The sequence below is a fragment of the Mycoplasma sp. 4013 genome, assembly GCF_054353875.1.
Map to the genome: position 1 here is coordinate 54,808 of NZ_JBTHHK010000004.1, position 23,981 is coordinate 78,788.

Below are 23,981 nucleotides of genomic sequence, written 5' to 3' on the forward strand. Positions count from 1 at the left end.
ACTTCTATAAATAACATTACAAAAAAATTAAGAATTTATTATGATTTTTTTTGCTCTTATATAAAATATAAAAATATGAAAAGCAAAAATATTTTAATTCAAAAATTAGCTATTAAAAACATCTTAAGCAATTTTTGTGATTTAGAATATCCGTCTTTATCTTACAGTATCGAAGAATACTGTGAGAATCTTTTCGATACCGTCTCCCTGCTGCTTATTTAAATCAATAAGAAAGGAGATACATGTATATTAATTCAGATAATAATCAATCAAAACAAATTGAAACAACTCGTGAAATTAGTTTGAAAAAAACTAAAAAAGCAAATATGCCAATTATCGAACTTAAAGAAGTTGTTAAAGAGTTCGGTGACAAAACTGTCTTACATAAGATAGATTTACAAATCAAGCGTGGTGAATTTGTTACTATGCTTGGTCCATCTGGTTCAGGAAAAACTACCATCTTAAGACTTATAGGTGGTTTTGAATGAGCAACTCGTGGTGAAATTTTATTTAACGGTTATGATATTAAAGACCTTTCTCCACATAAACGTAATGTTTCAACCATTTTTCAAGATTATGCATTGTTTCCACATTTAAATGTGCAAGGAAACATTGCATATGGTTTGAAATTAAAACGTATTAAAAAAGAAGAAATCAATCAAAAACACATCGATTTACTTAAACATAAAATTGAAGAATGAACCAAAAAAGCTGATGCAAAAATGGATAAAATTGATACACAGCAAGATAAATATATCGAAGCTTTAAAAAAGATACCAGCAGATACATCGCAATATAATCGCATCCAAAATTGGTTGGATGATTTAGATTTTAAATATTCTTATTGAGAGAATTATGTTGCTCAAAAGAAGGAAGCATTTGAAAATAGATATTTCAAACGTAAGATGACTGCTAGTGAAATGGATGAAAAAATTGAAAAAATCATCGAATTAGTTGGTTTAAAAGGTAATGAAACTAAAGCAATTTCTGAGTTATCAGGTGGAATGAAGCAACGTGTTGCTCTAGCTCGTAGTTTAGTTATTGAACCTGAAATTTTGCTGCTTGATGAACCTTTATCTGCTCTGGATGCTAAAATCCGTAAAAAGATGCAGGAGTTACTAAGAAGTGTACAACAAGAATTAGGACTCACTTTCATCTTTGTAACCCATGACCAATCTGAAGCACTTGAACTTTCTGATCGCATTGCTGTAATGCGCGATGGAATAATCGAACAATATGATACACCTAAAAACATATATGACTACCCTGTAAATATATGAGTTGCTAGATTTGTTGGAGATTCAAATATTTTTGATGCTAAATTTTTACCTAACGGGAATGTAAAATTGTTAGGTAGAGAATTCAAAACTATCCATGATATCGAAGAATTCGGAAGTGAAAACACCCTCGATGCATTAATTAGACCTGAAGATATAGATATAACAAGTAATCCAACATCGATGAGCGGAAAAATACCAAGTTATGTAAAAGATATTTCCTACCGAGGAAGTTATTATTATTTAACAGTTGAAACAGAAGATGAAGATATTTTATATGTTGAAACAGCCAAAAAATTCGACATTGATGAAAAAGTATATTTAAGTTGAACAATTGATACCATTCATTTGATGAAAAAAGATCCAAAGTGAGATTATACAACTAATGTTTTCAAAAATTAAACAAACATTCACTTTTGACAAAAAAGCCTGGTTATTCTTACCTTACTTATTAATTGCAATTTTCTTAATTGTATTACCTGTATTAATGATTGTTATCAGTGCTTTTTCAGCAACCAATAATGAATCTTTTGATGCAGCAGTGTTGCTTAAAGATCTTAACACTTGAAACATTATTGGTCGTTCATTATGAATAGGAATTGTTTCTGCCTTCTTATGCTTAATCATCGGTTTTCCATATGCTTATTTTATTTCAACATCTAAATCAAAAATCTTTAAACTTTTTGCATTAAGTTTAATGATTAGTCCGATGGCAATTTTTACCATTGCTCGAATTTACTCAATTAAAGGTTTAGCATTAGCTATTTTTCATACAAATCCTAAAACACTCAATAGTGAACTTTTTATAATCTTTGGTCTTACCTATTTAAACCTACCTCTAATGGTTTTACCTTTATATACAGTATTTAAAGATATGCCAAAAAATATTATTGAAGCAAGTAATGATTTAGGATACAATAATATTCAAACAATGTTTAAAGTTATCGTTCCATATGGAACTAAAGCTATATTAAGTGGTTTAGCAATTATTTTCTTGGCTAGTGCAACAACCTTTGTAATTAGTGCAAAATTACTTCCAGATGGTTCACAACACCAACTTATCGGAGATTTAATCAACTCAAAACTAAATCCTGGTAATAAATATGATCTAAGTAGTGGTTCTGCACTTGTTATAGTGGTTTCCGCTATCTTCATCGGTGTATATTCGTTATTTATATTTATACCAAAACTCATTTTTAAATTTAAAAAAGGAGCACACTATGAATAAATTTACTGAATTTTTAAGACGTAGTTATATTTATATTATTTTAGCAATTATTTATGTTCCTTTAATAACAGGTGTAGTATTTAGTTTTAATCAAAAAACACCAAAAGGTGAGTTTAATCCAACTTGAACTAAAGGTGTTTTTGAAAACTGGGTAACCTTATTTGATAACGGACGTGGGCTTGCTTTATTAAACACAATTTTATTAGCAATTATTGTTTCAACATTAGTTGTTATTATAAGTTTAATTACCGTTTATGCTCTCTATCGACAAAAAAATCGTTTAATGCGTTCTACTTTGACAGCAACATCAAATATCCCACTTATCAATCCTGATAACATTACTGCATTAGGTCTTGTGTTAGTGTTTTCATTGTTTTTTGGTATTGTTGCAGTTGATTCAGAAGGTTTTGGTAGATTGATAGTTGCACATACAATTATGGCATTACCTTATGGAATTTCTTTAATGCTACCACGTAGTGAAAAATTTAACAATAACCTCTTCGAAGCATCGCAGGATTTAGGTTACTCAAAAACTCGTGCATGATTTAAAACCTACCTTGTTTATATGATTCCATCAATTATTACAGTTATTTTAGTTTCAAGTGTTCTTAGTTTTGATGACTTTATCATAACCCGCACTGTATCAAATGCAAGTACTTTAGGTACAAAATTATATGAGGGTGCATTTGAGCCATGGGGATTGGTTATCGGTTCAATCGTTTTATTTATTACTATTTTAGGAAACATTGGTTATGCAATTTACAAAACCAAGAAAAATGGATAAATGAAACTAAATAAGAAACTTTTATTAGCATCAACTATCACAATAGGTGCAATTTCAGGTTTCTCAGCAGTTTTAGCATCAAAAGTCGAAAATCAATTTAAACCAAGTTTTTATAACTATAAATCATATATGTCTGATGCCAATATTGCTCAACTTGCACATACATTTGATTATAAAGAATTCGATGAAATTAATCAATTTAGTAATGCTTTAATTAATAACAAAGCAGTTGCTGGAATTGGTTCAGAATTTTTAGCGGTAGAGCTTGCTAAAAAACAACTTATCGGTAAGCTCGATTACTCGATTTTCTTTAATTTACCACAATATTCTAATTACTTAGAATATCAACCATTAAAGCATCAATTGGATGATCTTAAAAAGCAACTCATTGACAATCCAAATAACCAAAAATTAAAAGAGACATATAACCATATTTTAATTAAATATCAAGATGCACAAAAATCATACATTCAAATTAAAAATTATGTTCGCTTATCGATGCGTCCAGAGATATGAGAACATTTAAATCGTTACGATTTAAGCAAAAAAGGTGATAACAACAGCGATGAATCATTATGAGAATACTTTTATCCATATTATTCACAAGATATGGTAGTTGCATATAATATTCATAAAATTAATAAAGAAAAGCTAAATAAGAATGCCTTTGATGAAGATTCAGGAATTGACTTTAGCAAATATGCTGATAAATTTATCACACCTAACAAAAGCAGTATAAAAGACCCATATGCATTAATTAATATTTTAAAGACATTAAAAGTTAATGGTTATCAAGACTGAGAAATCACCGATGCAATTCGTGATAATATGCTGTATGGTTCTGCTTACTGACCACTACCCGATGGTGGTCGCACTTTAGACAAATTTACTGGTGCAGTAGTAAAAGATGATTCTTCGACTAATACACAACCATATAAAATTCTTATCGATTCATTTGCAGACTTAATTAAAGACGGGACTGGTTTTGATGTTCGCAATGCAAAACATATAAGTTTAAAAGGTGATGGATTAGAAATAGCAAATGATTTAATCAATAAAAAACGTCCCGATGTAACATCTGCAATTATGTATAACGGGGATGCAATTGATGCATATTATAGTGAAGATAACTTTCCAGATGTTCCTGATGGATCAATTCGTGCTGTTAAACCACACCAAAACATTCTTTTAGTTGATGGTATAGTTATTTCATCACATATTCCAAAAGAATTAAGTAATGAATATCAAAAAGCTATTTCTCAAGGTTATTATTCATATCTTAACGATATCGGTAGTAGGTATGATAAACTCGTTAACCAAAAAATGATATCTACTTTTAATGAAAACACATCTGATGCAGAGATTGCTAAAGCACAAAATTTAGTGACTGAAGAATATGTAGCTAATGTATGAAAGGATTTAAAAACCCTAGAGTTAGGCAAAATTGATTCTTCAGATATAAAAACTAGTGATATTAATACATTTATAAATTCTTTATACAATGAAATTAACTTAGCATCAAAACAAAACGCTGAAAAATTCAATGAATTTTATAAACTAAGAGATGACTACGATCAAGGTAACGATGTAGATCAAGAGCAAAGAATCTCATATGTCCCACATCTTTTAGAAAATTATCTTAGTAAAAATTATTCAGAATTTATAAATAAATTTTCGCAATTAGCACAAAAATCACAAACTGATTTGTTTACTATTTCAAAAGAAGAATTTATTAATAAAGTTTCAAAAACAATAAGTGATAAAATTCTTGCTACTTATGTTTATTCAGTTGTAAACAATGATCTTTCAGATGAAGATACATCTGAAACAATTAAAGGATTATTTGATGATGCTTTAAAAGAAACAAATGAAAAAAGTGATAATGAAAAACAAGAAATATGAACCGAATTTATAACAAGTTTTATTGCTAAAATGCTGGCATATGTTAATATATCAGATAAAGAATATTTGGCAAAACATCTTAATTTAGAAAATTTTGATTATGTTAATTATGATCCGGTGGCTATCACAGACTATGAGGTAGTGCTTAGAAATTATTTTAATGATAAATACGAAGGTCAGGACTTTAATTTAATAAATATTTATGAAATTAAAAACACTGATGGGATGATTCACGAAGCAATCCAACCTGTTGATGATAAAACCTTAAGTCAAATTACAACTTACTATTTTTCAAAAGTAAAATCTTAAAATCAGGGGAACCTGATTTTTTTTACTGAAAATAATTTCATACAAAAGAGTATAATTAAATTAGGAGGTTATTATGAAATTAAAGAAATTTTGAAAATATATTATTGGTTTATCTAGCATTTCAAGCCTTCCTTTAACAATGTCAGCAATTTTTGCAAATCAACCTAGAGACATTAAAAAATACAATCATTTATTTGATAAGTTATGAGATAAACTAGGAATCCACGAAAGAACTGATAAAAAGATTAAAATAGGTATCATCGATGGTGGATTAGTTGATTATCGAATTTTAAAATTTGATGGAAATACAACTTTAAATATTGATAAAGAAATAAATGAAGATAATTATAATATTCTAGGTTCAATTAATAATCCAAATGTTGTTAATAGTAACAGAGTTAAATATGACCCTAACCTTACTGATGATAAAATATATGATTTTTCCAAGATGAATCACTCATTTTTAGATTATTGAAATAAAAATTATCATGCAACTGAAATTGCTTCAATCATTGGTAGCGATTCTGGATTACTAAAAAATGCTGAAATTTATTCAACAAGTTATAATAGAACATATAATGCAAGCAATTATGACATATTAAAAGAAAATTTAGAGTTCTTTAGGAAAAATAATGTTGAATATATTAATATGAGTTATTCAACCTCATATCGCAAACTACTAGATCTAAATAAAATGAATGAATATTATAAAAATAGTAATCTTTCATATATAAACAATATTATAGATATTTTAAATGTAGAAATTAACACAGATTATCCAGATGAAGCCGCATTAATCGATGAATATGCATATAAATATAATATGAAATTTTTCATTTCTGCTGATAACGAAAATCTTAAAACACCAAATCATATAATGGAGGTTAATAAATGGATAAATGAAAAACTTAATTCTAAACCTACTACCTATCAAAAAATAATATTAGAAAAGTTAAGAGATACAATTAACCAGAACCCCACCTTTTGAAAAAAAGCTTCTTCTATCCAAAGAACTAAAAACACTTTTATAATCGGTGCATATAATTTTAATAATGATCAAATTGAAGATTTTTCAAATGGTAAAATTAAAGGTTTTGAGGATTCTCCTTTAGGTATAGGTCCAGATAAATTTAGTAATCAATCACTTTTTTAAATGATCAATGATGAAAAACAGACACATTAGTTGATGATCCAGATTATTGACGATGATCAGGAACAAGTTTTTCTACACCTATTTATTAGCTGCTTCTGCTTTACTATCGGCAATAAAAAAACCTAATTCAAGTTATCAAGTTCCAGAATTAAAAGCTATTTTAATAGCAAGTTTTGATTTAAAACAATATAATGATAAAATCAATATATTACCATTAAACCTTGGTGCAGGATATATAAATTGAGACAGAATGAAATTTTATGCAGACAATGTTAGAAAATACAGTATATATGATTTATATTACAGTAAGTCAAAACAATTGACATATAAAAATCTAATCTCTGGTGGCGAAAAACCACTTGCTGCTTATTCTACATATTCTGATTTATGAAGATTATCAAATTCTGAGAGAAGAAAACTAAGTGTATCTGAAATACATAATCACTCTAATATATTTAATGTAGGTATGGTAGGTGTTATTTATGCAAATTCATGATGGATTTACAGACAATACCACCTTTCAACATTAAAAGTTAATTATCCAAATCTGAACAATGATAATAGCGATGCAACAAATCGCAATATGTTTGTAGCGGGGAGAAATTATCATTCATGACCATATGAATTTACCTTAACTATTAAACTAAGAAATGACTTTGAAAACACAAACCTTACAAACAAAAATGTCTATTACATTTTAAATGATAAATATGCTATTTATGAAACTCGTTCAAAATTAACAGCAGAAAAATCATGACCAGAAACCTAATAAAATTATTGAGTCTATGTTTAACTGGTCCTTTATCAACAGTTTCGATAGCATGTAGTCATTATGAAAATAAAACTCCTTGGGAAGCAAAAAACGAATCAGAAAATAATGATCAAGTAAGAAAACTAAAAGAAAATTTGAAATCTCAAAATTTAATTCTTGATACTAAATATTCAAAATTAAACAATATTATCGATAAAGAGCACTCTTTTTTTGCTTTAGTAACACAAAACAATGAACAAACTCTAACTTTCAAAAAAATAAGTAGTTCTTATAATTTTCAATGAAACTATAATAATATCAAGAACATATTTTCAAATGATAAAAATAATTTATTTTATAAAAAAAATAATAATATGGTAATCGAGATGTTACCAATTAAAAATGAAAATAAAGTTCTTATAAATTTATTATTTGTAAGAGATATCGAAGGAGATTTTTTTCCAATTCGTGTTTACAATTTGATTACACAATACGGTGCAGAACCAATAGGATATCCAAGTTACTTTTATTATTATCCTGACAAAATCGAGAAACTGAATAACAGTTCTATCAATACTGTAAAAAATGAAAATAATCAAATTAATATATCTATAAAATTAAAAAATAATAATATTAGTCCAGTAACTGAAACAAATCAAATATATACAAAGTTTAAAGATAACATTAAACTTCCCTCATATAAATCGTATTTATTCTATAGTAAAAACTATGTTCCAGATAAAACTCTTGTTCCTAATAAAATTATTAAAATTCAACAAAGAGAATTTGATGATATATGATATGCAATATATTATAATCACTTTGAAGGACGCATTTGAACTCGAAATAATGTAGAATTTGTTTCAAATTATGATAAATATGCTAAATTAACATCAAATACGCAAACATCTGTATTAAAATTACTTGCTAAGTCATATATAATAAATTTAAAAAATACTAAATTATCTTATGATAAAGATGGTAAACCAAATAATATAAAAATTACTCTTTCGTAAAAATAACACAACTATTTTTGGTTGTGTTTTTTGTGTTTTATACCAACTTTAAAATAAAAAACTAAGTTTTCAGAAGTATGTTTTCTTTTTTATCTAGTATACAGACAAATAAATTAAGTTACCATATTTTTATAGCAAAGAAAAAATGATAAAATAAACATAAGTATTTTAATACTTATTTTTATAAATCACAATAAACTAGGATTCGCTTGGGTGTGCTTGAATAATTATAAGTGCTAGGTGTTAGAATAGTTTATTTAGACAAAACAAACTAAAGGAAAAAAATGACAAATCAAAGTAAAACTGAAATTAAACCTGAAATTAAGGTAGAAAAAACTAATAAAGAAACAAAGGAAGTTAAAGAAAACAAAGAAAAAAATCCTATTGTTTCAAGAACAAAACTTTTAGAAGCCGGAGCATATTTTGGACATAAATCACATTCATGAAATCCAAAAATGAAGGAATACCTTGTTCCAAATAAAATGAATAAAGGTGCTCACATTATTGATATCTTTAAAACACAAAAATACTTAGAATTTGCTTACTCACTTGTAAATTCATTAGCCGCTAAAAATGCACAATTTATTTTTGTAGGAACTAAAAAACAAGCTCGTGATTCTGTTAAAAATGCAGCTGAAAGAACAAATTCATTTTTTGTTACTGAAAGATGACTTGGTGGAACATTAACAAACAATGAAACAATTATGTCTCGTGTTAAAAAGATGGAAGAATTAGAAGAAAAGGCAACTAATAATTTTAAAGGTTATACCAAAAAAGAGGCTTTAAATTTCAAAAAAGAATTAGACAAGTTACATAAAAATCTAAATGGTATTCGTAATATGAGAAGATTACCAAATGTTATGATTGTAGCAGATCCATTGCAAGATGAAATCGCCGTCAAAGAAGCTCGTAGAAAAGGATTAAAAGTAATCGCTATTCTTGATTCAAATGCAAACCCTGATGCAGTAGATTTCGGTATTCCCGCCAATGATGATTCATCAAAATCAATTAATTTAATTATGACAATTTTAGCTGATGCAATTGCTAAAGCAAGAGGCGGGCAACAATTATTTGCATATCAAGATGATGAAAAAGTTATCTTACCAGAATTTCAATCAAAAAATACAGAAACAAATAATTAGGAGTAAATTATGTCAGTAAATAAAATAGAACTTATAAAAGAATTAAGACAAAGAACTAATTCAGCATTAATTGATGTTAAAAAAGCTCTTGAAGCAACTAATTATGATATCGAAGCAGCTGTTAAATGACTAAAGGAAAATGGAATTGTTAAAGCTGCAAAAAAAGCTGGCAGAATTGCTGCTGAAGGTGCTGTTACTGCAATTACCAACAAATATCGTTCATTATTAATAGAAATAAACAGTGAAACCGATTTTGTTGCAAAAAATGATAAATTCTTAGAACTTGTTCAACAAATCTCTCATGCTATTTTTGATGCCAATGTATGAACTAAGGAAAAAGCATTAGAAGTTATTCTACCAAATGGTTTAACAGTAGAAAAAGCATTAATCGAAGCTACATCAGTTATTGGAGAAAAAATTTCATTCCGTCGTATGTTTATGGTAAAAGCAAAAGAAGGTGAAATACTAGGAACATATGTCCATGCTAATAATCAAATTGCTGCTGTTGTTAAAATAAAAGGTACAGATATTTATGCTGCAAAAAATGTTGCAATGCATGTTTCAGCAATGAACCCTGAAGTTACATTAGTTTCTGATTTAAGTGAAAAACAATTATCAGAAATAAAAGAACGTTTTGAAAAACCAGTGGCTTTCGAATCAAAACCTGCTAAAATTCAAGAAAAAATCTTTCATGGTTGATTAACTAAACAACTTTCAGAATTTGTTTTAGAAAAACAGGCATTTGTAATGCAAGATTCTATTTCAGTAGGTAAATACTTAAACGATCATGGTAGCCAACTTGTATCAGCAATAAGATTTGAAGTAGGTGAAGGAATTGAAAAAACTCAATCAAACTTCGCTGCCGATGTTGCTGAAATGGTAAGGAAATAATTTATATTAAAAAAAGGAGATTATGAAAATTCAAAAATTAAAAAAATGAAAATTACTTTCTAGTACATCTTTATTAACTTTGTCCGTTGCTTTAGTTGTTGCATGTACACCAGAAAAAACAACACAACAACCACAACAATCAAAGGAAATTGTTTTAAAATCAAAACAAATAGACGAGATGTTAAAAAGAGTAAATTTATACAATCTTAACTCTGAAAAATATCTTGAGAATAAAAATAAATTCGATGAATTAACTAATTCAAAAACTACTACCATAGAGCAATTAAATGCTTTATATAATAAAATATTATCTGATTATAATACTGCTGCTTTATCAGTTATTCCAAATCTGTTTACTGAAAATTCTGATTTAAAAGTTGAAGTTGATTCACTTAAAAAAGAAAATACTAAAATTCAAGAAGAAAGTACTAAACAGCAAAAACAACATGAGGAGTTATTAAAAAAACAAAACGAACAAAATGCTCAGCATAACAAAGAAACTATCGAACAACTACAATCAGATAAAGAAAAATTAGAGAATGAAAACCAAGAAATTAAAAGTAGTTTTTTAAAGCGACATTATTCAGGCAAAAAAGCTTTGATTGAAATAAATGATTTTACTATCTTATTTTTAGAAAAAACTATAGAAGAAATTAGAGAAGCAAAAGACATAAGTGCAGCAAATAAAAGATCATTTATAAATCAAATCAATCGTTTAATTGAACCACTTAAAAATAATCGTGAAATATATCAGCAAACTGTAGAAAACCGTGCATCATTATGAAATATCGCTTCAATCATCGAATCTAGAATTTCATATTTTTCTCGAATTTCAACTGCATTACAAGATGCAAAAATTAAGTTACCAAAATTATTAGAATCCAATAAATCATTTATGAACGATTTATTTAGATGAAGATATGATAACATTGTTGCAATCGAACAACAAGTTAGTGCAACTGATAAATCAAAATTTGTATCTACAAACCAAACAGATGGGCAAAAAGTTAAGGATGAAAAAATCCAACAATCAAAAGTTTTTGCATTCACAACAGCAAGATTAGGTGGATTAAATCTGCAGACATTAATGTCAAATGATAAAAAACAAGATGCAAACCTTATTGCAGAAGCAAAACCATTTCAAGAACAATTAATTAATTATGCAACTTTTTTATCACAAATTTGAACTCCTAATTATGCATCAAAAGCAACTTCTTCTGATGGTAATCCAATAATTGACAAGAGCAAATGATTTATCGACTTTGTCATAAGTGACTTTCCACTTTCAAATGCTTTATTAAAAACCGATGATATTTTAAGTCTTAAAAATCAAGCTCAAGAGCTTCATAAAAAATATGCTGATTATTTAAAAACGCTTGGAGATGGTTTTAGAAGTATATACTACTATAAATTGAACAAACCTTTTTATTCCGCTCTAGGTAATTTAAAATATATTGATTATTTTAATGGAGAACAAACTAAATTAGGAATTTTAGGATATCTTACACAAGCAAATTCAGATTTTAGTAAATATAAACTAACTGCAGATAATCTTAAATCTGATTTAGAAAAATTCAAAAAAGAAAATACTGAATACATTAAAAAAATTGATGACAAAATTACAGAAATAACTGCTAAAAAATCGCAAAACGATGGTAATCAAAAATTTCATAATGAAAAAATCGATCAACTTTTAAAAGATTTTAATACTGAGTATACACCAATTAAATCTAAAACTGAAGATGATATGCTAAAAACTTTCGATAAGAAACTTAAACTTAGATTTTTATATGAAAAATTATTAGTTTTATCTAATTTATACTTATATTGAGAAGATTTAGGCTTAAATCCTGACTCACAGGAGCTAAAAGATCAATTAGGATATCAAAAAGATACATCTGAAAATAATAAATATAACTACTATATTCCTGGTCAAGAAACTATTGCTTGAATTCGTCAATGAACTAATTTATATTCTGATCAATGAAATGATTTATCATTAGAATCAACAGTAGTCGATACCGATGCTTATAATACAACTACTAAATCTTTATTAGATATATCGCAAAACGATAATATTGCTTATATCAATAGCACAGATGCAAATTCATTTGTATCAACTTCACAATCTTTTGATGCAAAAACTTTTTACAAAGAATTTGATGCACTAGAGAAAAATTACTTTTTAGCATCAGAAAAAGTATTTAAAGCAATACAAAGTAAAGATGCCAACCTTGAACAACTTAAACAAGAACTAACAGATGCTCGTAATGCTTACTATACTAAATTAAATGATCCAAACATCAGTTTTAGATCGAATGCTTTTACTAAATTTGATACGTCTGTGTATGCTCCTGCAACACAAATCAAGGCTGCATTCACCCCATACACACTTGCAAATGCATTTGCAACTTTCAAAGCTTCATTAGTTGTTTTAGAACATTTAAATACACTTTGAAACACCACAGAAACAACAAAAGTAACTTCAAATAATCCTAAATCACAAGCAAGCACTAATGAAAATCAAGGAGCAAAAGAACAGGTTAATACCGAATCTAATAACAAAACTACAAATAATCAACCTGCAGAAAACAAATCAACAAAAACAAATACAAACTCGTAGAGTTTGTATTTTTATTATCATTAAAATATACATAATTGTAAATTAGTTTTTTTGCTTTATCATAGCATAAAAAAATCAAAAAATATTTAAAAAATAATTTTTGATATTCTGCTTTTTTGTTATAACTTATATATAAATTATATGGAGGTTAAGATGTCATATAAACGTAAGAATTTCATTCTCTTAGCAGCTATTTCTGGTAGCTTAATTTTATCTAGCAGCATTGCTTCAGTAGTTTATCAAACATCAGCTCAAATTCTAAGTGGAAGCAAAACTGATTTATCAAATCAAGATGCTAGATTAATTCCTGAAAACAAATTAAACACCAATCTAGCAAACTCATCAAATATAGATAATAACTTGCAAAAAATTAAAGAGCAACCTACTAATCCGGTTGTTATTAATATCGCTCCAAGTCAACCACAAAAAGAACAACCAAAAGAACCTATCATAAAACCTGAAAATCAACCAAAACAGCCAAAAGAGCCAATTATAATAAATGCACCAGATTTTAAGCCACCACAAACACAACAAAAACCTATTGATTTACAAAAACCAGTTGTTATTACTACACAACCTTTAAAACAAGAGCCGATAAAACAAAAACCACCTGTGCAAAAAGTAGAGAGCAAACCACAACCTTCTGCACCTGTTATAGTCGAGCAACCTAAACCTATACAACAACCAACAACGCCAAAACCTACTCAACCTATTACAAATACACAGTATAACATTGACGGAATCGGAGATGGTTATACAGAAATAAATATTGCAAACACAACAGCAAGGGCTAAGGTAGATTTTAAGGTTATACCACATGAATATTCTAAACAAGATATCGAAGATGGAATTGCCAATCCGAAAGGATACCAAAATGTTACAACCGGAAAAATTATCTCTGTTGAAGTAACACCACAACTTATTGCAGCAGATGCTAAGGTTGCTATCGATGGGATTAATGCTAATGCAGGTAAAATTGCAGATGCTACCGATGATTCAGAATCTGAAAATGCTCCATATATACTATCTAAAGGTTTTTGAACTGGAATAAATGATCGTTTTGGTAGAATCGCTGAAGAAATTATAAGACATAAAAATGATCCAAGATATCTGCAATATATCAAACAAAACTATCGTGATATCTATTTAAAACGTAAATTTAATAGCTTCATAGAAGAAAAAGTTTATGTCGCTTTCCATCTCGATCGCAGCAAATTTACTAATCTTTCACAAAGAGCAATCGATTTTCTAAAAAAAGGTTACACACTTGATCCTGATAATGTATTTATTAATGAAAATGGAGAACTAGATAGTTATGGACAAGAACTACCTCCTGGATTTAACCGTGTAACTGCAAGAGTTACCAGAGATAACAAATACAAAAGAGCTTTTGGTTATGATGACTGACAAGCTATCACACCAGGAAATTTAGAAGAAGGAAATTATCCAGGTTGAACTAAAACCGATGTAACTAATGAACCAATTTTTAGCAAATATGTTAATAACACACCTGGAATTAAAGTTTATGATTATACCCGTGATGACAAAAGCCCAACCTTACGCAACCAAGGGTATGCGCTCTATATTGATATGAATGATACAAATGCTTACCAAAAAACAGCTTCTTTAATTAAAGAACTTGAAGAAAATAAAATACAAATTACTTCATATCGCTTTAATAACTTAGGTAAAGCAAGTGCTGCACAAAAATATATTGATATCTTTAAATTGCTTCCTAATCATATTCCACAACTACAATTATTCTTTGATGCTTCAGCAACTAATACATCTGCATTAATTGCTTTAAAAGACAAAAACATTGATGAACTAGGTTTATATACCTATGGAAATCCTGTTTTAGATGCTTGAAGTTATAACCCTTGAGCATTAAACAAAGTTGCTTGAATTAATACTAATGATTATAATCCTAACCAAAACTATAAAAAGAACATCCCGATAGCAACACGAATCATCTTTGATACCATTGCTTTTGATGAATCAAATTATTTAAAAAATACTTCTGATCCATATAAAGAAATTAATTTAGGTTTAAGAATGGTATATTGAACTCGCAACAATGAACCATTCTTTCAAGGTAGTTACGGATCTGGATTAGATCCAGATACCAAAGAAAAAGATAACTCATATCCTCAAGGACTTGATTTTTCTAGGGTACCAGAAATTAAATCATTAAAAGGATTAATATTTTCTGATAATCAAAAAGCATCAAATAATAAACCACGTAAAATCCGTCGTTTAAAGTTATATAATAATTCGCAAATTTTTACAATGACTGCAGACGATATTAATAATGCGGGATTTAATGAAAACTTTGTACTTAATTCCCCTCAACTAGATTCAAAAATTACCTTTAGCAACGGAGAAACTAATCAATTATATATCAGTGGTAACGGAACACTTACATCAATCGGTTTATCCGAATTAAGAACATTAACAAAAACCTTATACCAAGAATTTGCAAGTAAACCTATTTTAGTTGATAAAATTGCTACTAATTTAGCAGCACAATTACAACAAAACGGATACAATGTGCAAGTATATAGTGATCAAGATACATTAGAAATCACATAAAGGAAAATATGAAACACTTAAAATTAGATTTTTCAAAAGCCCCATCATTAGAAGAATTAAAATACTTACAACCTAAAATAACCCAAATCCATAATGATATAGTTAACAAAAATGTCGCTGAAAAAGATTGGTTAGGTTGATATAATCTACCTGCTGATTATGATAAAGATGAATTTAAAGCAATGCAAGAGAAAGCCGATTTTTGATTTAAAACTGGAATCGAAGTTGTTGTTGTCATTGGAATTGGAGGTTCATATTTAGGTGCTAAAAGTGGTTATGATTTTATCTACGGACCTTATTCAAGCAAAAAACCTAAAATGGAACTTTTATTTGCTGGAAATGATATTTCAGCAGAAACATTAGTTGCAAAACTAAAATATGTTGATGATAAAAAATTTGCTATTAATGTAATTTCCAAATCCGGAACCACATTAGAACCATCAATTGCTTTTCGTGAATTTAGAAAATTGCTTGAAAGTAAAATCGGTGATCAAGCAAGCGATTATATAGTTGCAACAACCGATAAACAAAAAGGTGTTTTATTTGAATTAGCAACCTTAAAAGGTTACCAAAGGTTTGTTGTTCCTGATGATGTCGGTGGACGCTTTTCGGTATTAACAGCAGTTGGTTTATTCCCGTTTTTATGTGCTGGAATCGATGCAAAAGGAATTTTAGATGCAGCAAACCAAACTAATAAGGAACTTTCTGAATCAAAACTTGAATCAAATCCTGCTTACTGATATGCTGCTGCTCGTTATCATTTATATAATAACAATTATGCTATCGAAATGATGGTTTCATATGAACCAAAACTACAATACTTCTTAGAATGATGAAAACAACTGTTTGGTGAATCTGAAGGAAAGGATGGAAAAGGGTTATGACCTACCAGTTGCTTATTTTCTACCGACTTACACTCGCTAGGACAAACGATTCAAGATGGTAATAAAATTCTTTTTGAAACTGTTTTAACCTTAGAAAACCCTTCTGCTAACATTGAATTTTCAAAAGAAGCAATTGATTATGACAAACTAAATTACCTAGCTTCAAATAATTTACACCAAGTTAATAACATTGCTTTTAATGCTACTGCAAATGCACATCATATCAGTGGTAAAATCCCTGTAATTCATATGTTATTTGACACATTTAATGAAGCAACCTTAGGAACCTTATTTATCTTCTTTGAACGAGCATTAGCAATGAGTGCATATTTATTAGGAGTTAATCCGTTCAACCAACCTGGTGTCGAAGTATATAAAAAGAATATGTTCAGTATGCTAGAAAAGAAATAATGAACAAAAAACGATTAGGACAATTCTTTACTATTTGTAATCCATTTGATAATATTATTTTCTTTAAGTGACTTAAAGAAAATAATTTATTATCCCATAATATCACATATTTAGAGCCTTTTGCGGGTTCTAATAATATACCTTTCTTGTTATCACAACTTAATTTAAATAACCCATGAAAATGTTTTGATATTCAACATTTTTATGATCAAAACAACAATCAAATTAATCATTTTGATAAATATCAAATTAACATCAATGATTCATTAAAAAACTATCCTAAAGGATATAAATTAGCTATTACTAATCCACCGTATTTAGCAAAAAATAATGCAACACGTTCTAAGATAAATAATGATTTTGGTGGTTATGATGACTTATATAAATATGCTTTGGATATTATGCTTAAACATACTGATTTTGTTGCCGCAATTATTCCTGAAACTTTTATCACATCAACTAATTTAAATCTTAAAAGTCGCTTATATGCAGTAATTTCGTTGCAAATGAAAATGTTTAATGATACTGAATGTCCAGTTTGTCTTGCTTTGTTTAACAAAAATCCTACTGAGGATTTTTTGGTATATAAAAATGATGTTTTTATCGGTTGATATAAAGAGTTAAAACAACTTCAAAAGCAACCACAAAATCAATATAAATTTGTTTTTAACGATAATAACGGACAAATATGATTAAATGGCATCGATAATACAAAAAATGATAGTATTATGTTTTCGTTAGCAGATTCAAAATGCAAAAATGTCAATAATTCATCACGAAGTTATACAAGAATTAAATTGCCTAATGACTGAAGTCTTGATGATAGTCAATTAAAAGCATATATCAATGCATTAAACGATTATTTAGTTAAATATCGCTGCGAAACTAAGGATGTGTTTTTATCTTCGTTTAAAGGTTTAAGAAAGGACTTTAAATACCGTCGTAGACTTAGTTGGACTGAGGCAAAACGAATAATGAGTGTTGTTTATGAACTAGGTGGTTATGATGATTAACTGAGATTTAGAATTAAAGAAAAGAAGAATGCATAATATCAAGGATGTTAAAAGATTGCTGATACAAAATGATAAATCATTGCTAGAAAAAATTTATAAGGATGCAAATAGATATGATTTAGATGTTGATTTTATTAAGGATAAAATCATAAATGAGGATATTTTTGCTCTCATAAGATATGCAAAAGATCCAAATAAACAAAACATCCACGAAGATATTTTACTCGAATACTTTCACAATCAACTTCATAATGTTACCATCCTTAAATTACCCAAAACTGGTAAGAATGCTAAATTTATCAACAAGTTTGGTAACATCCTTGATTTATCCAATCGTGAATATAATGAAATTACAAACAAAAGTATCGACTTTGAATTCATCAAAGACGATATAATTTTTTATTTCACTTTCAAATATACCAATGAAAAAGGTGGTGCTCAAGATAATCAAAGAAACGATGTGATGATATTTATTGAAAATGCTAATAAAAATCAAGATGACAAAGTGAAATTCTTAGTCATCTTGGATGGAAATTACTATGTTGATCAAATTAATAAGATTAAAGAATGTATTAATTCTGAAAAGACATTTGTCTTAAATTCATCACAAATATATGATTTCTTTGAATTTAAGACTTATCAAAAAGTAAAATAAACTATTTGAAGATATCCTTAAATTGATCAGGGTATAAATATGCCATTTTCTTTACAACCTGCTCAAAAGTAGTTGGATTATAAGGTAATCCACGATTTTTTAAATATGCATATTTTTGTGTATCAAAAACTAAAAAATTATTTGATCCTCAGTTTCCGGCTTGCTTATCTAAACCAACTACATTACCGTCACTATCATAAACTCCACTACCTGATGAACCACTTCCCCAGTCAAAATCTGGAACCTCTCCTCATAGTGCAGGACGAACTGCATCAATGGTGCTTTTATCATTACCATAATATTTAATCGGGTTATTACCGATTAAATATTCGCGATAGCGTAACCCAGGATAACTTTCTTGATTACCTAAGGTAACAACCTTAGGTAGAGTTGCTATATAGAAGTTTAAATTATTAAAGGAACTAAGATATAAAGATAAATCCGAAATGTTTAATGGTTTAAGGTTTTTGAAATTAAGAAAGTGCTTTATTGCATTTTTTTCATGCTGAGTTAACAATCTTTCTTTGTATTTATATGTATCCAAATCTTTACCATCAAAGGTTGTAAAAATTGGTTTGAAATCTACAATAGCAACAATTGCATCGAGGTTATTATTTGTGCTTCTGCTGATAATTTCTCCATCAGTATTTTTAAAATTTCCATATGAATTTTGAACTTGTCCGCTAAAATCTAAAAATAAATCAAAAGTTATTCCTTGTTCACTGCTTGGTATTTCAAAATCAAACATATCACCATCAGGTGTTAGTTTTGGATATGTAAATTTTTTATCATTTGTATCATCCGAAGCATTATTTGCTTGTTTATCAGTATAAATTGGTAAATATTTATTGTTTTGTTGATCTTGGGTTGGTCTGTTAATATTAGTCGAAGAAATCAATTTAGGATGTTGAACTACAATTCTTTCATATCCGTTATGATGTTGCGTTCAAGTTCCAATCCCTGAATGACGATTGGTGTTTCAAACATGAAAATTAACAAAGGCATAATAACGAAAATCATTAGGATTATCATTAACTTTGGAAAAGATATTTCAAGTTCCATCAGCATCAGCATTTAAACTAAACACTCTGGATCTACCCTCTTCGATTGGTTTAACTGAATCTTCTTTATATAAACGTTTTGAACGGTCATCCTTCGCAGGTGCATCATCTAAAATATTATTTCTCGCTTCTATATTTTGAACTGTTTGATTATGTGTTTTTAATTCATATGTATTTTTATAACCAATTGATGAACCCTGAATTGAGTTTTTATCAAGTTTCTTAGCTTGTTTAAATTTAATTTTTTCATCTGTATCAGTTTCATTTTGAATTCAATTTACAAAAAATTCATTTCTCGAAATAAATGCTGAGCGACTAGTTGAATGATTATGTGTAGCAAGGATGTTATTAAAATGGATATTATTATTTCTTATATGGAGTTTTAATGTAAGTTGATTATTTGTTAATGATAAACTAAATTTAATATTGCTCTTAATTTTTGAATACAGACTTTGTTGAAATGCAGGTGTTTCAGAAACATAATCATACATAAAATCAACATCATCAATATATTGATTTTCTTGCAAGGTTTTCAAAGAAACAGGAACTCTAACACGCGAATGAATATTATCAAATTCATTTGCATCCTTAAACTCTCTTGGATTTAAATCAAGTTCAAAAACAAATCAGAAAATTATGTTCTCTTTATCAAAATCACTTGGGATAATAATTGAATTTAAATCTTCAGAAATAATTGCTGTAGCATTATTTTCACTTAATTTAAAAATTGAATCATTAAGATATTCTCGAGTTTTAAATCAATGAATTTTTTGAGCTATATTATTTTTTGTAATTGTGTAATTACGGTCTGGATAGTTTTCTTTTGAATTTTTATATCTGGTTTTTCAGTTAAAATAATCAAAATTATAGTCTAAAACTGCATTAAAATTTTCAGGTGAAAAAGTAATGTTGCTTTGATGTGTTGTAGATAATAAATCATACTTTTTTACCTTACTTACAGATGAGCCATCATCAAGTTGGTTTTTAAGTTTATTTTCTGATGTTCAGTCAAAATTATATGAAAACTCAATGTTCTTATTAGTAACTTCTTTTCTGGGAATAAAATTTAGATAACTTTTATTATTTACTACATCAATATATTTAAGTTTATACTTAATTTGTTCATGAAAGGCTGCAAGTGAAAATTTAGATAAATCTTTAAAAGGGATATAAATTTTCTTACTTGCTGGCACAGCATTTTCAACATCAAAGGCTTGATCTTTGTTTACAATAACGGTAGGTCCAAACGGAAAATCTGTTTTCTTTTCTTCTTTATAAACTTTTTTCTCTACTTCAAAGTAGAAAACAAAAACTTTATCTGATAAAATTTTTACTTGTTCAGTTGTTCAATTAAATGAAGCTGTTGCAAAAATCTCTTTTGTGTTCTGATTTTTATAAATATCAAAGTTTTGCAACATTAAATTATCAAATGAATTATTTTTCTTAGAAAACTTATATTTTGACTGCAAATTAAAGGTTGCTACTTTATTATTATTAATAACAAGTTGGGTAATAATATAGTCATTTTGATAGTTACTTAGATTGTTTGCATTAAATGAAAGTTGATTACTATTAACACTTAAATCAAAGTATTTTACTCAAGGATTATATTGGTCAAAACTTTTTACCAATGCTTTTGCAGATGTTATGCCTTCCGATGTGTTAGTAATATTTATAGTTATTGTATCATTTGTAACATTTATGCTAGAAACATCTACATTAGATGTTTGAGTATATTTGTTTTCAGTGTCATTTGAACTTGTTTTAGTAGTAGGAGCATCTAAATAATTAAAATATATAGGATAATAAGAATCTTTTGTTTTTAATGTATCTTTATTCAATTCATGAAAATCATTAGATGTATTAATATTTAAATCATTGCCTAAAATAAGATTAGCATTTTGCAAGGTAAAAATGTTACCATAGTTTTTGATATCATTATTTGAAACTGGTGCAGTATTTTCTTTTTGTGGTTGTTTTTCTGTGACAGTAAATGAATATGTGCCTGAGAAACTATTTTCAAATGTTTTTCAATTTCCATTTATATTTACTTGAAAGTTTTTAAATGTATATGTTCCATTCGAAAGATTGTTTATTGTAAAAGTATAATTTGTTGCATTATTTAATGTTATTTCACTGCTATAAATATCACTCCCATTTTTTGTTAATACTATTCTTGCAGATTTATTTTGATAAATATCTTTTATGTTATTTATAGTTACATCAACTTGGTTGTTAGCATTTGAATTTGGTTCTACCAATAGCGAACTATGATAAATATTAACATTAGTTACTTGATCTGGTAATGACAAGGTTTTAAAATTAAATTTGTTATTTGAATCGCTATAAATTAAATGATCTTGATTATCTTCATTATATGAAATAGATTTAATAAAATAACTTGTATTTTCACTTAAGTTATCTGCATTAATATTTAGTTTTAGCTGATTAGGACTTAGAATTTGGTAAGTAGCATTGTATCGGTAATCATTACTCAATATAAGTTTGAAAGTTAAATTCGGCTTAATAGTATTAAAATTTTTTGTTTGGATATTCAAAGATAAATTAGCAGAATTTGTAGTTATTTCAGATGACGAAAATTGTGCTTTATTAAAGTCAAAATGATATTCAATTGGTTTTGACTCAGAATTGTTAGAGTTATCTGTTAAAGTTGTAAAAGAGATTTTTTGGGAATCCGAAGTGATTATATCGATGTTATTTAATAAAATTTGTGAAATATGATATGTAGAACTAGCAGCAAGATCACTAATTTGGTAAGAAGATGTGTTGTTATTTACAACAAAATCCTTATCAAATCCACTTTTGAATCGAATTTTAAGATTATATTCTTTGTTAGGTTCCAAATTTTGTAAATCTAACGATAAATTTACACTATGTGATTTTATATCAGTTGTTTTAATACTTCTTAAAATAGGATTCGCTTTAGTTTTGAAGCTAAATTTATTAGAATAGTTATTGGTATATATAACTTTACTACTACCATTAGAAAATAAAACGCTTTTGACAAAATAATTTGTATTAGCTTTCAAATTAGTTGCATTTACAGTTAATTTAATTTGATTTAAATCGATAACATTATAACTAGCATTATAGATTTGATCATTATTTAATATCACTTTAAATGTTGAATTTACATCTGAATTATTAAAATTTTCACTATTAAAAGTTATCGATGCATTAGTTGAATTTGTTGTTATTTCACTTGTTTTAAAAACTGCATTATCAAAATTAAATTTATACTCTTTTTGTTGTGGCTGGTTAGTTTGCATATCATCTAATGTTTTAAAAGATATTTTTTGATTATCTGATGTAATAACTTCTTGGTTATTAAGTAGAATTTGAGCAATTTGATATGTTGTATTGGTTTGAAGATTATCAATCAAGAATGTAGCATTTTGAGATGTTAACAAGAAATCATTTTGCATTCCATTGGTGAATTTAATTTTAAGATTATATTGTGTATTTGTTTGCAAATTGTTAAAAGCAACATTTAAATTTGCACTATTTTTTGTTATACCTGATATATTTACAGATTTTAAGGCAGGATTTATTGTATCAATAGATGTTGTTTGAAAAGCAAACTTATTAGCATCGCTATTTTTATAAATTTCTTTGCTTTGTTCTTGATTAACTAATAAAATAGATTTAACATAATAACTTGTGTTAGCACTCAAACCACTGGCATTAATGCTTAAACGAATCTTATTGCCATCTAAAACATAAGTTGCATCATAGTTTTTGTCATTATTTAAAACTACTTTAAATTGCACATTATTATTTTGAAAATTCTTTGCTATAAAATCCAAAACAACCGATGCAGAATTTGCATCAGTTTTTAAAACATTAAATGTTGCATCATTAAAATCAAACATACTTTGATCATCAGATTTTTTAGTTGTAAAAGTAATTTTTTGATTATTATTGTTAATAATATTTTGCGAATCAAGCAAAATTGAATTGATATGATATGTTGTATTAGCTGTTAAATTATCAATTGTAACTTTAATAGCTTTATTAGAATTAACACTAATATGCTTAGAAATTCCATTACTTAATTTTACTTCTAGATTATAAGTTTTATTTGGTAATAAATTATCGATTTGTATTGATATAAGTGCATTATTTGAACTTGTTGAAACAACTACAATATCTTTTAAATGTGGTTGTTTATCCGAATTATTTGCACACGCAATAGTTATAATTGGTGTTGCTAAAACAAGTGGGCTTATAGTTCATAATTTCTTTTTCATAACAGTCCTTATTCAGTT

Annotated in this window: 15 protein-coding genes; 14 read left to right on the forward strand and 1 reads right to left on the reverse strand. The window is 27.5% G+C overall.

Annotation, left to right across the window (positions count from 1 at the left end):
- The first annotated feature begins 242 nt into the window (after window positions 1-242).
- The 14 genes from ACXYRO_RS02115 (at window position 243) to ACXYRO_RS02180 (ending at window position 18,631) form a co-directional block, all read left to right on the forward strand.
- Entirely contained in the window at window positions 243-1,679 is a 1,437-nt protein-coding gene (locus tag ACXYRO_RS02115; protein WP_435130417.1) for an ABC transporter ATP-binding protein, read from the forward strand.
- Window positions 1,663-2,505, forward strand: a complete 843-nt coding sequence (locus tag ACXYRO_RS02120; RefSeq protein ID WP_435130416.1) for an ABC transporter permease — start codon at window positions 1,663-1,665, stop codon at window positions 2,503-2,505. Before ACXYRO_RS02115 ends, ACXYRO_RS02120 begins: the two co-directional genes overlap by 17 nt.
- Window positions 2,498-3,289, forward strand: a complete 792-nt coding sequence (locus ACXYRO_RS02125; protein WP_458614168.1) for an ABC transporter permease — start codon at window positions 2,498-2,500, stop codon at window positions 3,287-3,289. Before ACXYRO_RS02120 ends, ACXYRO_RS02125 begins: the two co-directional genes overlap by 8 nt.
- Complete coding sequence (locus tag ACXYRO_RS02130) at window positions 3,290-5,500, forward strand: type 2 periplasmic-binding domain-containing protein (RefSeq protein WP_458614169.1); 2,211 nt, start codon at window positions 3,290-3,292, stop codon at window positions 5,498-5,500.
- A gap of 73 nt (window positions 5,501-5,573) precedes the next feature.
- Complete coding sequence (locus tag ACXYRO_RS02135; protein WP_458614170.1) at window positions 5,574-6,653, forward strand: S8 family serine peptidase; 1,080 nt, start codon at window positions 5,574-5,576, stop codon at window positions 6,651-6,653.
- A gap of 52 nt (window positions 6,654-6,705) precedes the next feature.
- Entirely contained in the window at window positions 6,706-7,422 is a 717-nt protein-coding gene (locus ACXYRO_RS02140) for a hypothetical protein (RefSeq protein WP_458597314.1), read from the forward strand.
- A complete protein-coding gene (locus ACXYRO_RS02145) occupies window positions 7,407-8,420 on the forward strand; it encodes a hypothetical protein (RefSeq protein WP_458614171.1) in 1,014 nt (337 codons plus the stop codon). Before ACXYRO_RS02140 ends, ACXYRO_RS02145 begins: the two co-directional genes overlap by 16 nt.
- A gap of 284 nt (window positions 8,421-8,704) precedes the next feature.
- On the forward strand, window positions 8,705-9,562 hold the full coding sequence (gene rpsB / locus ACXYRO_RS02150) for a 30S ribosomal protein S2 (protein WP_458607307.1): 858 nt from the start codon (window positions 8,705-8,707) through the stop codon (window positions 9,560-9,562).
- Between the two features lie 9 nt (window positions 9,563-9,571).
- Window positions 9,572-10,453, forward strand: coding sequence for a translation elongation factor Ts (gene tsf, locus ACXYRO_RS02155; RefSeq protein WP_458614172.1), 882 nt, complete (start codon window positions 9,572-9,574; stop codon window positions 10,451-10,453).
- A 22-nt stretch (window positions 10,454-10,475) separates the two neighbouring features.
- Window positions 10,476-13,076 (forward strand): coiled-coil domain-containing protein, encoded by a 2,601-nt coding sequence (locus tag ACXYRO_RS02160; protein ID WP_458614173.1) that lies wholly within the window; start codon window positions 10,476-10,478, stop codon window positions 13,074-13,076.
- 153 nt (window positions 13,077-13,229) lie between these two features.
- Window positions 13,230-15,668 carry a putative immunoglobulin-blocking virulence protein gene (locus ACXYRO_RS02165; RefSeq protein WP_458614174.1) on the forward strand — a complete coding sequence of 813 codons (2,439 nt, stop codon included), beginning with the start codon at window positions 13,230-13,232 and terminating at the stop codon, window positions 15,666-15,668.
- Between the two features lie 8 nt (window positions 15,669-15,676).
- Window positions 15,677-16,963, forward strand: a complete 1,287-nt coding sequence (locus ACXYRO_RS02170) for a glucose-6-phosphate isomerase (protein WP_458614175.1) — start codon at window positions 15,677-15,679, stop codon at window positions 16,961-16,963.
- Window positions 16,963-17,976 (forward strand): hypothetical protein, encoded by a 1,014-nt coding sequence (locus ACXYRO_RS02175; protein ID WP_458614176.1) that lies wholly within the window; start codon window positions 16,963-16,965, stop codon window positions 17,974-17,976. The genes ACXYRO_RS02170 and ACXYRO_RS02175 overlap by 1 nt, the downstream gene beginning before the upstream one ends.
- Window positions 17,969-18,631 (forward strand): hypothetical protein, encoded by a 663-nt coding sequence (locus tag ACXYRO_RS02180; protein WP_458614177.1) that lies wholly within the window; start codon window positions 17,969-17,971, stop codon window positions 18,629-18,631. Before ACXYRO_RS02175 ends, ACXYRO_RS02180 begins: the two co-directional genes overlap by 8 nt.
- A 1-nt stretch (window position 18,632) precedes the next feature.
- On the opposite strand, the gene ACXYRO_RS02185 is transcribed toward ACXYRO_RS02180, so the two are convergent.
- Window positions 18,633-23,963 carry a hypothetical protein gene (locus ACXYRO_RS02185; protein ID WP_458614178.1) on the reverse strand — a complete coding sequence of 1,777 codons (5,331 nt, stop codon included), beginning with the start codon at window positions 23,961-23,963 and terminating at the stop codon, window positions 18,633-18,635.
- Window positions 23,964-23,981: the final 18 nt, after the last annotated feature.